Origin of the sequence: Rhodococcus sp. AH-ZY2, from assembly GCF_030916465.1 — a bacterium.
In the GTDB taxonomy this organism is placed as follows: Bacteria; Actinomycetota; Actinomycetes; order Mycobacteriales; family Mycobacteriaceae; genus Rhodococcus; species Rhodococcus ruber.
This window is the reverse complement of sequence record NZ_CP126458.1, coordinates 1,477,804-1,486,341: the sequence shown is the minus strand read 5'-3', so window position 1 is coordinate 1,486,341 and position 8,538 is coordinate 1,477,804. Positions and strand designations below refer to the sequence as shown.

Sequence of the window (8,538 nt, the reverse complement as noted above, 5' to 3'; positions counted from 1 at the left end):
CCTGAGGAATCCCTCACGTTTATCGTTACACAATCGTTACCATCTTGACGGGCCGCGAAACGCGTGCATGAGGGCGTTTTCCGCGGTTTGTCAGAACCGTCGGATACAGTCTTCGTATCGAACACACATTCGATCCAGGGGGGGCGATGGGGCGGTCGACGAAGTACACATTGGAAATCCTCGAGGAGGCGGTCCGAAACTCGACGAGCGTGGCGGGGGTCATGCGCTACCTCGGTCTCGTTCCGAGCGGGGGTTCGCACCACCACCTGAGCCGGCGGATCAAGAAGCTGGGCATCGACACGTCCCACTTCACTGGATCGGCGCACACCAGGGGTGGGCGTGCACTGAACCGTCTCGAATGGAAAGAAGTCCTGGTCCGCAAACCGATTGACGCTCCCCGACAGAAACCGCCTCTACTCCGCCGCGCCCTCGTCGAGTCCGGCCGCGCGTACAAGTGCGAGAGATGCGGCCTCGGGGATCAGTGGTGCGATTATCCGATCACGCTCCATGTCGATCACATCGATGGGAATCCGAACGACTCCCGTCCGGAGAACATCCGATTCCTGTGCCCCAACTGCCATAGTCAAACCCCGACGTGGGCCGCGAGAAAGCGCTTCGGAGCCCCCTAGGTCGAGCGAAGAAGCACCGATGTGATCGCGTAAAGTGACGCTGGTACGCGCGAGTGGCGGAACAGGCAGACGCGCGGCGCTTAGGACGCCGTGTCTTCGGACGTGGGGGTTCAAGTCCCCCCTCGCGCACCACGTGACCTCTCCCACGGCCCTCGACCGCTCTTGGCAGGTCGAGGGGCCGCTCGGGTACTTTTGATGACGTGTCCGAGAACCGTCCGCCGCGTCGCCTTGCCCTCGTCGTACTGGTGACGGTGGCCGCGGCCGGTTGTCTCGGTCTGGGCTTCTGGCAGTGGACCCGGTTCGAGGCCGTGGGCGGCACGTTCCAGAACCTCGGCTACGCACTCCAGTGGCCCGCGTTCGCCTTCTTCTGTGTCTACGCCTACCGCCGGTTCGTGAAGCTCGAGTCCGAGGACGCCGAGAGTCAGGCCACGGGGGCGCCGCGCGCGTCGGAACCGAAGGAACCCACCGAGATTCCCGAGGATCTCCTCCCCCAGCGGCCCCGCGTGCAGTTCGATCCGAACGCGGACGTCGATCCGGACGACCCGGAGGCCCGGCAGATGCTGGAGTACAACGATTACCTCGCGCAGCTGGCGCGCAGGTCCGATAGGAGCGCTCAGTGAGCACGACCCCCGAGCAGGCACCCGACCAGACGAGCGGTTCGACCACGCCGCAGTCCCGCCCGGAAGCCGACCAGAAGAAGATCGCCTCGGCCCTGACCCGGTATCGCGCGCTCGCGTGGATCACCGGCGTGTGGCTGCTCGTGCTCACCGGCGAGATGGTCGCGAAGTACATCCTGAAGGTCGAGAACGTTCCCGGCTGGATCGCCGTGGTCCACGGCTGGGTCTACGCGGTGTATCTCGTGCTCACGCTCGACCTGGCGATCAAGGTGCGCTGGCCCGCGGGCCGCACGATCGGCACCCTCCTCGCCGGGACGATCCCGTTCCTGTCGTTCTTCGTCGAGCACCAGCGCACGAAACAGGTCAAGGCCGATTTCGGCGTCTGACGCCGGCCCACATCCACGCGATCGACCGGAATCCGCCCACGCCACGGCGTGGGCGGATTCCGTTTATCCGCTCGAATCCCCAGCCCTCGAATCCCAGCCTTCGAATCCTCAGCGCTCGAATCCTCGGCTCGGTGCGGCGGTCTAGCGCGCGAGCGCGGCGAGGTCCGGCACGAGCTGTGCCAGCGCCCGCCCGCGGTGCGACGACGCGTCCTTCTCCTCGGCGCTGAGTTCGGCTGCGGTGCGGTCCTCGCCTTCCGGCCGGAACACCGGGTCGTAGCCGAACCCGTTGGCGCCTCGGGGGCTGTGGACGATGGCGCCGCGCCACTCCCCGCGCACGACGTGCACCGCGATCTCGCCGTCGTCACCGGGGACGGCGAGGGCGCAGGCGGAGACGAACGCCGCCCCGCGTCGCTCGTCGGGGACGTCCTGCAGCTGCCCGAGCAGCAGTTCGGTGTTGGCGTGGTCGTCGCCGTGCCGTCCCGACCAGCGCGCGGACAGCACCCCGGGCATCGCGTTGAGGGCATCGACTTCGAGACCGGAATCGTCTGCGACGCAAGCCATTCCGGTCGCGGCTGCGCCGTCGCGCGCCTTGGCGGCCGCGTTCTCCTCGAACGTCGCGCCGGTCTCGGGCGCCTCGTCGTAGGGCGGCACCGCGTCGAGGCCGACGAGGTCGATCCCGGCGATCCCGGCGGAGTCGAGGACGCGCTGCAGCTCGCGCAGCTTCTTCGCGTTGCGACTCGCCACGAGCACCCGCACCATCTCAGACACCGAACTTCTTCCGGGTGCGCTCGGGTGTCACGGGCTGCGGGAGCGTGCCCGGGTAGGGCGCTTCGAGCGCCTGCTTCTGGATCTCGCACAGTTCGGCGATGCCGGCGAGCGCGGAGTCGAGCATCTTGTCGAGGGTGGAGCGGGCGAACGTCGCACCTTCCCCGGTGCCCTGGACCTCGACGAGGGTGCCGGTGTCGGTGGCGATGACGTTCATGTCGACCTCGGCACGCACGTCCTCCTCGTAGGGCAGGTCGAGACGGACGCGGCCGTCGACGACGCCGACGCTCACGGCGGCGATGGCACACGAGATGGGCTGCGGATCGGTGAGGCGGCCCGCGGCGCTGAGCCACGTGACGGCGTCGGCGAGCGCGACGTAGGCGCCGGTGATGGCGGCGGTGCGGGTGCCGCCGTCGGCCTGCAGGACGTCGCAGTCGATGGCGATGGTGTTCTCGCCGAGCGCGGCGAGGTCGATGCAGGCGCGCAGGGCGCGGCCGACGAGGCGGCTGATCTCCTGGGTGCGCCCGCCGAGCTTGCCTTTGACGGATTCGCGGCCGCTGCGGGTGTGGGTGGCGGCGGGGAGCATCGCGTATTCGGCGGTGAGCCAGCCGAGACCGGAACCCTTGCGCCAGCGCGGTACGCCTTCTTCGACGCTGGCGGTGCACATGACGCGGGTCTGGCCGAATTCCACGAGCACCGAGCCCGCGGGGTGGTTGGTGAATCCTCGGGTGATCCGGATGGGGCGGAGTTCGTCGTCCGCTCTGCCGTCTTCTCGTGTGGTCACCCGGACGAGCCTATTAGATGCGGTAGACGTCCCCGGCGGACACCGCGTGGACGGGCCCGGAATACTGCTCCTTGGCTTCGGCGATGACGTCCTCGCGCGAGGTCCACGGCGGGATGTGGGTGAGCAGCAACTCCCCCACCCCGGCACGCGCGGCGACCAGGCCGGCTTCGGTGCCGGAGAGGTGGATGCCGCCGGGCCGGTCGTCGGGCGCATGGGTCCAGGAGGCTTCGGACAGCAGGACGTCGGCACCGCGCGCGAGGTCGACGACCTCGTCGCACATGCCGGTGTCGCCGGTGTAGACGACGGTGCGTCCGGAGTCGCTGGTGATGCGGAATCCGTATGCCTCGGGCGGGTGGTCGACCCGGCCGGGGCGGATGGTGAGTGCGCCGAAGCGGAAGGCTTCTCCGTCGGCGAGGGGACGCACGTCCAGGGTGTCGCTGACGTCGTCCATCTCGCCGGCGATCTCGGCGGAGGCGGCTCCGATGCGGACGCTGGTGTCCGAGGGGCCGTAGACGAGGGTGCGTCCGGTGGGGCGGTTCGGGGAGTAGCGCCGCCAGACGAGCAGGCCCGGGATGTCGAGGCAGTGGTCGGCGTGCAGGTGCGAGAGCAACAGCGAGACCTCGCCGGGATCGGCGTACCGCTGCAATGCCCCGAGGACCCCGGGGCCGAAGTCGATCACCAGGGGCGGGGTGCCCGGGGCGGTGATCAGGTAGCCCGACGCGGCGGAATCCGGACCGGCCACGCTGCCGGAACACCCCAGGACGGTCATGCGCATGGGGCTCATGCTGCCACGTCCCTGTGGTTGCGACGAAGCCAACACGGGTATTGATCGAGAGATGTCACAGTCGCGCCGACGCTGTGATCCTACCGATCGGTCAGTTGCCGGGAGGGGGTGCGTCTCACCGGTACGGCGAGGTCGGCACGGCCGGCGAACGCCGCCGGCGACGCTCGTCGGCGGAGAGCAGCCACGCGGCCAGAACGCCGCCCACGGCGCCGAAGAGGTGCCCCTGCCAGGAGACACGCGGGTCGCTGGGCAGCACGCCCCACAGGATGCTGCCGTAGACGAACAGCACGATCACGCCGATGACGATCTGGTTCGCCTGCCGGGTGAAGATGCCGCGCGTGATCAGGTAGGTGAGCCAGCCGAAGACGAGGATCGACGCACCGATGTGCACGAAGCCGGCACCGGCGGTGAGCCAGGTACCGAGTCCCCCGACGATCCAGATGATCGCGGTGGCGGCCAGACCGCGGCCGATCCCGGAGACGAGCACGAGGAATCCGAGCACGAGCAGAGGAATGGTGTTGGCGCTCAAGTGCGCCCAGTCGGCGTGGAGCACGGGGGCGAACACCACTCCCCACAGTCCGTCGGCGCTTCTCGGTTCGATGCCCGCGGAGTCGAGTTCGGCGGGCGCGGCGGCGTCGACGGCCTCGATTGCGTAGAGCAGGGCGACGAATCCGGCGATCAGGAGCGCGGCGCGCTGCCAGACGGGCCGGAGCCCGGGACGGGAACCGTCGGGTACGGTCATGCGCTCGCCCTTCGCGTGTGTCCTGCGTGGTGTTCCTGGCCTTCGAGCCTACCGACGTGCGCCCCGCTCGGCACCGGGCGCGAGCCCCGGGAAAGCGCAGTATTCCGGCGGTGCGGTGGCTACCGTGGAACTCACCGTCCACCCGGGGAGGCAGTCGTGCCCAGAAGCGTCGGAGATCGCTACGCCTGCGAGAAGTGCGGTGCGCAGCTCGTCTACGAGAAGTCGTGCCCGTGCAACGAGGAGATGGCGCATTCGGAGATCTGTTGCGGTGACCAGATGAAGCGTGTGCCGGAGGGTGCGCCGGGCTGAGCCCGTCAGCGCGACGTGGCGCCCCCGGTCGTGAAGGCGGACGGGAACAGGTCGCGGTAGGCGGGGATGCCCGCGACCGCGGTCGCGTGCAGCACCGCGTCGACGACGGCATGCTGGACGACCTCGGCGGCCACCTCGCACACGGCGGCCAGCACGGGTAGTTCGGGGGCGAAGGCGTCGGGGATCGGGCGCGCCGGCGCGGGCACCGTCGCGGTCCCGGTGGCCAGGGCGAAGAGGGTGTCGCCGTCGAGCGGCGAGTGCGCGGGGCGGACGGCCCGCGCGAGTCCGTCGTGCCCGGCGACGGCGACGCGGCGGCAGGCGGCGGCGGTCAGGTCGGCATCGGTGGCGACGACGCCGATGGTGGTGTTGAAGGCGGTGCCCTTCGGTGTGAGGGCGTTGGCGGCGGCGATCTCGGTGGCGGCCGGGGCGACGAGTCCGAGCCGGGCGGCCCGGGTGGGCCCGAGGCCCCACGGCAGGCCCGTCTCGGGATCGAACACGGCCCCGACGGGGTTGGCGACGACGAGGGCGGCGACGGTGACGCCGGCGGCGGGGCCGTCGGTCAGGGTCAGGCTCGCGGTGCCGATGCCGCCCTTGAGGGTGCCGGCGCGTGCACCGACCCCGGCGCCGACGGTGCCGCGCGCGACGGTCGTGCCGGCCGCCGCGGCGGCCCGGTATCCGCTGTCGGCGGTGGGGCGGGCGGTCCATGCCCCCACGGGCAGGTCGAAGACGACTGCGCCGGGCACGATGGGCACGACGGCGCCCGGCGGCCCCATCGCGATGCCGCGTCCCTGTTCCTCGAGCCACCGCATCACGCCGTCGGCGGCGGCGAGACCGTAGGCGCTGCCGCCGGTGAGGAGCACGGCGTCGACGCGCTGCACGGAGTGGCTGGGGTCGAGCAGGTCGGTTTCCCGGGTGCCGGGACCGCCGCCGCGGACGTCGACGGCGGCCGTGACGGCGCGGTCGGGGACGACGACGGTGCATCCGGTGGCCCGTCCCGTGCCGTAGGTGTCGTCGGAGCCGAGGGTGACCTCGGCGTCGAGGGCGTGCCAGTGCCCCACGCGGATGCCGGCGACGTCGGTGAGCGAGTCGGTGGGTCCGGGCGCGGCCGTCACGGCATCAGCGCCTGGACGAGGGAGTCCTGCATCCAGGTCAGCCAGTGGTAGACGTCGAGGTGGGGGGCACGCGGGTCGTCTTCGTCGAGCGCCTCGGGGGTGTCGTCGTCGATGCCGAGGGTGGTGCCGAGCGCGAGCCGCAGGTCGTTGAGCCCGTACAGCCAGGCATCGGCCTGTTCGGGGGTGAGCACCACCTTCCCGCCCGATTCGGGGACGGTGCGCAGGATGACGGCTCCGGCGGCGAGCTTGGCGTCGATGATGTCGGGTTCGTGCAGGCTGCGCAGGGCGCCGTTGAGGTCGGCCGATTCGTCGTCGGGATGCACGGTGGCGTCGGCGTCGGGCCGGTGGAAGTCGGGCAGCAACCGCCGCAGGGCGGGGACGTCCGGCGGGGCGGAGTTGCCGGTGCGCAGGCCGGTGAGCGCGGCGAGGTCGTCCTGGGGTGCGCCGTCGGCGCGTTCTTCGAGCATGCCGAGTACGGATGCGACGAGCGAACGCAGCACCGACGCCTCGTGTGCGTCCATCTCGGATCGCAGCTTCACGCCTCCGAGCGAGTTCTTCCTGCTCCACTGCCGCACGTCGGTCGGCTCCTCCTGGCTCCGCGGTCGGAATTGTCGGCGAACGGGCGGCCGGTCACTCGGCCCGCTGCATCGTCGCCCACAGCCCCGCGGCGTGCAGGCGTTGCACGTCGTGTTCCATCTTGTCACGCGAACCGCTCGAGACGACCGCCTTGCCTTCGTTGTGCACCTTGAGCATCAGTTCGGTGGCTTTGGCCTTGCTGTACCCGAACAGCTTCTGGAAGATGTACGCCACGTAGTGCATCAGGTTGACCGGGTCGTCCCACACGACGGTGACCCAGGGCCGGTCGACGGCTTCGATCTCCTCGACGGCTTCGGCTTCCGCCGGCATTGCCTGCCCTGCCGCCAGGGTGACCGTGGGGAACGAAGCCACGATGACTGCGTCGGACGGCTCCGTGGGGGCGGTGTCGAACGGGCTTGTCGAGGAACACATCGCCATGGCTCCAGGGTACGGCGTCCGCGCCTGCCGATACAGCGGCATCCCACCGTGCCCCTCTACAGTGATCGGGTGCCCGATTCCCTTCTCCGACCGACCGCGACGGCGAGCACCGCCCTGTTCACGGACGTCTACGAGCTGACGATGCTCGAGGCTGCCCTTGCGGACGGCACCGGTTCCCGCCCTTGCACGTTCGAGGTGTTCGCGAGGCGTCTGCCGCCCGGGCGCCGGTACGGCGTGGTCGGTGGGACCGGCCGGCTGATCGATGCGCTCGGGACGTTCCGCTTCGGCGAGGCGGAACTCGCGGTCGCGGGACGATTCCTCGACGCGTCGACCGTGGAGTGGCTGCGGGACTACCGGTTCTCCGGCGACATCGAGGGCTACCGCGAGGGCGACTTCTACTTTCCCGGTTCGCCGGTGCTCGCGGTGCGCGGCACGTTCGCCGAGTGCGTGCTGCTCGAGACGTTGATCCTGTCGATCCTCAACCACGACAGCGCGGTGGCCTCGGCGGCGGCCCGGATGGTCAGCGCCGCGGACGGCCGCACACTGATCGAGATGGGGTCGCGCCGCACCCACGAGGAGGCGGCGGTCGCGTGTGCGCGGGCCGCGTATCTGGCGGGCTTCGATGCGACGTCGAATCTCGAGGCGGTACGCCGGTACGGGGTGCCGGGCACGGGTACTGCGGCGCACGCGTTCACGTTGGTGCACACGACGGGTGCGGGTCGCGACGAGGCGGCGGCGTTCCGCAGTCAGGTCGAGACGCTCGGGGTGGGAACCACGCTGCTGGTGGACACGTACGACATCACCAACGGGGTGCGCACGGCCGTCGAGGTGGCCGGCACCGACCTCGGGGCCGTCCGGATCGATTCGGGTGATCTCGGCGTGCTGGCCCGGCAGGTGCGCGATCAGCTCGACGAGCTGGGCGCGACGAACACGAAGATCGTGTTGTCGGGTGACCTGGACGAGTACGCGATCGCGGGTCTGCGCGCCGAGCCGGTCGACGTGTACGGCGTGGGTACGTCGCTGGTGACCGGGTCGGGCGCGCCGACGGCCGGGATGGTCTACAAGCTGGTCGAGGTCGACGGCATTCCGGTGGAGAAGCGCAGTGCCCACAAGGAGTCCCGGGGCGGCGCCAAGCGGGCAGTGCGGTTCGCGCGCCCGACCGGCACGTTGGTGGAAGAGGTGATCTACCCGGCGGACGCCCCGGTCCCGGAGGGCGACGGCGAGGTGGTGCACGAGCTGATGGTTCCTCTGATCTGTGACGGCGAGCGCGTCGACGACGTGGCTACGCTGGAGGAGAGCCGGGCGTTGCTCGCCCACGGGCTGATCAGTCTTCCCTGGGAGGGTCTGACCCTGTCGGCGGGTGACGCGGCGGTGCCGACCCGATTCGTGAGGTGAG

General features: G+C 70.3%; 12 protein-coding genes and 1 tRNA gene. 6 read left to right on the top strand and 7 right to left on the bottom strand.

Features of this window, described 5'->3' with window-relative positions; all coding sequences use genetic code 11:
* Positions 1-146 precede the first annotated feature (146 nt).
* From QNA09_RS07945 to QNA09_RS07930, 4 genes are all read left to right on the top strand, one after another.
* Positions 147-629, top strand: a complete 483-nt coding sequence (locus QNA09_RS07945; RefSeq protein WP_072786585.1) for an HNH endonuclease — start codon at positions 147-149, stop codon at positions 627-629.
* 47 nt (positions 630-676) lie between these two features.
* Positions 677-761, top strand: a tRNA-Leu gene (locus QNA09_RS07940).
* 68 nt (positions 762-829) lie between these two features.
* Positions 830-1,249 (top strand): hypothetical protein, encoded by a 420-nt coding sequence (locus tag QNA09_RS07935; protein WP_064066572.1) that lies wholly within the window; start codon positions 830-832, stop codon positions 1,247-1,249.
* Positions 1,246-1,632, top strand: a complete 387-nt coding sequence (locus QNA09_RS07930; protein WP_064066571.1) for a DUF3817 domain-containing protein — start codon at positions 1,246-1,248, stop codon at positions 1,630-1,632. Before QNA09_RS07935 ends, QNA09_RS07930 begins: the two co-directional genes overlap by 4 nt.
* A 141-nt stretch (positions 1,633-1,773) precedes the next feature.
* Here QNA09_RS07930 and rdgB read toward each other — a convergent pair whose 3' ends face one another.
* From rdgB to QNA09_RS07910, 4 genes are all read right to left on the bottom strand, one after another.
* Entirely contained in the window at positions 1,774-2,391 is a 618-nt protein-coding gene (rdgB, locus tag QNA09_RS07925) for an RdgB/HAM1 family non-canonical purine NTP pyrophosphatase (RefSeq protein ID WP_010596764.1), read from the bottom strand.
* A 1-nt stretch (position 2,392) separates the two neighbouring features.
* On the bottom strand, positions 2,393-3,181 hold the full coding sequence (gene rph / locus QNA09_RS07920) for a ribonuclease PH (RefSeq protein WP_010596763.1): 789 nt from the start codon (positions 3,179-3,181) through the stop codon (positions 2,393-2,395).
* A gap of 13 nt (positions 3,182-3,194) precedes the next feature.
* Positions 3,195-3,956: a cyclic nucleotide-degrading phosphodiesterase gene (locus tag QNA09_RS07915; RefSeq protein WP_010596762.1), complete on the bottom strand. Its 762-nt coding sequence runs from the start codon at positions 3,954-3,956 to the stop codon at positions 3,195-3,197.
* 124 nt (positions 3,957-4,080) lie between these two features.
* On the bottom strand, positions 4,081-4,707 hold the full coding sequence (locus QNA09_RS07910; protein WP_010596761.1) for a rhomboid family intramembrane serine protease: 627 nt from the start codon (positions 4,705-4,707) through the stop codon (positions 4,081-4,083).
* A gap of 156 nt (positions 4,708-4,863) precedes the next feature.
* Here QNA09_RS07910 and QNA09_RS07905 point away from each other — a divergent pair, with 156 nt between their 5' ends.
* On the top strand, positions 4,864-5,016 hold the full coding sequence (locus QNA09_RS07905; RefSeq protein ID WP_010596760.1) for a hypothetical protein: 153 nt from the start codon (positions 4,864-4,866) through the stop codon (positions 5,014-5,016).
* A gap of 5 nt (positions 5,017-5,021) precedes the next feature.
* On the opposite strand, the gene QNA09_RS07900 is transcribed toward QNA09_RS07905, so the two are convergent.
* The 3 genes from QNA09_RS07900 to clpS are packed head-to-tail and all read right to left on the bottom strand — an operon-like array spanning position 5,022 to position 7,142.
* On the bottom strand, positions 5,022-6,128 hold the full coding sequence (locus QNA09_RS07900; protein WP_119699645.1) for a P1 family peptidase: 1,107 nt from the start codon (positions 6,126-6,128) through the stop codon (positions 5,022-5,024).
* Entirely contained in the window at positions 6,125-6,703 is a 579-nt protein-coding gene (locus tag QNA09_RS07895) for a DUF2017 domain-containing protein (protein ID WP_203011637.1), read from the bottom strand. The genes QNA09_RS07900 and QNA09_RS07895 overlap by 4 nt, the downstream gene beginning before the upstream one ends.
* 55 nt (positions 6,704-6,758) lie before the next feature.
* Positions 6,759-7,142, bottom strand: a complete 384-nt coding sequence (gene clpS / locus QNA09_RS07890) for an ATP-dependent Clp protease adapter ClpS (RefSeq protein WP_010596756.1) — start codon at positions 7,140-7,142, stop codon at positions 6,759-6,761.
* Between the two features lie 48 nt (positions 7,143-7,190).
* Between clpS and QNA09_RS07885 the strand changes: the two genes are divergently transcribed.
* Complete coding sequence (locus QNA09_RS07885) at positions 7,191-8,537, top strand: nicotinate phosphoribosyltransferase (RefSeq protein WP_203011635.1); 1,347 nt, start codon at positions 7,191-7,193, stop codon at positions 8,535-8,537.
* The last annotated feature ends 1 nt before the right edge of the window (position 8,538 follow it).

Coding starts and splice junctions, on each gene's coding strand:
- QNA09_RS07945 (WP_072786585.1), top strand. CDS start 147: ATGGGGCGGTCGACGAAGTACACATTGGAAATCCTCGAGGAGGCGGTC.
- rdgB (WP_010596764.1), bottom strand. CDS start 2,391: ATGGTGCGGGTGCTCGTGGCGAGTCGCAACGCGAAGAAGCTGCGCGAG.
- QNA09_RS07915 (WP_010596762.1), bottom strand. CDS start 3,956: ATGCGCATGACCGTCCTGGGGTGTTCCGGCAGCGTGGCCGGTCCGGAT.
- QNA09_RS07910 (WP_010596761.1), bottom strand. CDS start 4,707: ATGACCGTACCCGACGGTTCCCGTCCCGGGCTCCGGCCCGTCTGGCAG.
- clpS (WP_010596756.1), bottom strand. CDS start 7,142: ATGGCGATGTGTTCCTCGACAAGCCCGTTCGACACCGCCCCCACGGAG.